The organism is Rhodococcus sp. IEGM 1330 (genome assembly GCF_033142445.1).
Taxonomy (GTDB): domain Bacteria; phylum Actinomycetota; class Actinomycetes; order Mycobacteriales; family Mycobacteriaceae; genus Rhodococcoides.
On sequence record NZ_JAWLSB010000025.1, the window covers coordinates 1 to 1,292 of the forward strand.

General features: G+C 61.6%; 2 protein-coding genes. Both read left to right on the forward strand.

Annotation, left to right across the window (positions count from 1 at the left end; translation table 11 throughout):
* The first annotated feature begins 67 nt into the window (after nucleotides 1–67).
* Nucleotides 68–373 carry a transposase gene (locus R4P57_RS26750; protein ID WP_317805919.1) on the forward strand — a complete coding sequence of 102 codons (306 nt, stop codon included), beginning with the start codon at nucleotides 68–70 and terminating at the stop codon, nucleotides 371–373.
* Between the two features lie 14 nt (nucleotides 374–387).
* Nucleotides 388–1,263 (forward strand): IS3 family transposase, encoded by an 876-nt coding sequence (locus R4P57_RS26755; RefSeq protein ID WP_317805921.1) that lies wholly within the window; start codon nucleotides 388–390, stop codon nucleotides 1,261–1,263.
* The last annotated feature ends 29 nt before the right edge of the window (nucleotides 1,264–1,292 follow it).

Sequence of the window (1,292 nt, forward strand, 5' to 3'; positions counted from 1 at the left end):
TGAGGTTCACCCCGGATGGTGGACACCGAGATAGCGGGACCGAGGGTTCCGCTGGAAGGATGTCCTCATGTCCCGCAAACGCAGGTCGTTCACGACCGAGTACAAGGTCGAGGCCGCCCGTAGGGTGATCGATTCCGGCCGCACCATCGCCGAGGTCGCCCGTGAATTGGGTATCAACGAAGGATTGCTCGGGCGTTGGGTCGCCGACGAACGCCGCCGGATCGAGGCCGCCACAGCATCGGGTGACCAGCCGCTCACGGCCGCCGAACGCACCGAGCTGGCACGGTTGCGCCGGCAGGTCTCCGAGCAGGAGAAAGACATCGCGTTCCTGAAAAAAGCGTCCGCGTACTTCGCCGCCAATCAACCAAAGTAGAGCTGTACACGTTGATGGCCGCGGAGTACGCGAATTCCGCCGTTGCCCGGATGGCACGCCTGCTCGAGGTGTCGACCTCCGGTTTCTACAAGCACCAAGGACGCAGCATGACAACAGCATTGGATCAACGCCGGCAACGACGGGCTGATCTGGAGATCAAGATCCTCGCGATCCACCAGGAGTCGAAAGGCGTCTACGGAGCACCGCGCATCACCGCCGAACTCCACGACCGGGGCGAGGTGATCACCGAGAAGACCGTCGCGAAGATCATGCGCTCACTCGGTGTTGTCGGGATAAGCCCACGCACGTTCAAGGTCCGCACCACCGTGGTCGATCCGTTCGCCTCGTTCCCCGACGACCTGGTCCAGCGCCGATTCGATCAGGGCCGCCTCGACGCGGTGTGGACCTCGGACATCACATACCTGACCTGCGGCGAGGGCGATATGTACCTGTGCGCGATCAAGGACGAGCACTCGAAGAAAGTCCTGGGATGGGCGGTGGCCGATCACATGCGCACCGAGCTCGTTCTCGAAGCTCTGGACATGGCGGTCGCCGAACGTGGCGGCGATGTTGCGGGCACAATCATGCACTCGGACAGGGGAACTCAATACACCGCTGCGATCATGAAGCAGGCATGCGAACGCTACGGTTTGCGCCGTTCCATGGGCGAGACCGGCATTTGCTGGGACAACGCCGGCGCGGAGAGCCTGTGGTCGACGTTCAAGCACGAGTACTACTACCGCCACACGTTCGCGTACAGGACCGAATTGGTTGCTGCAGTTGACAACTGGATGAACTTCTACAACACTCGCCGTAGGCACTCCACAATCGGAATGCTCAGCCCCCACAATTACGAACAGTCACTGAACGCGCCCACCATGGCCGCGTAACCACTGTCCACTTTCCGGGGTGAACCTCA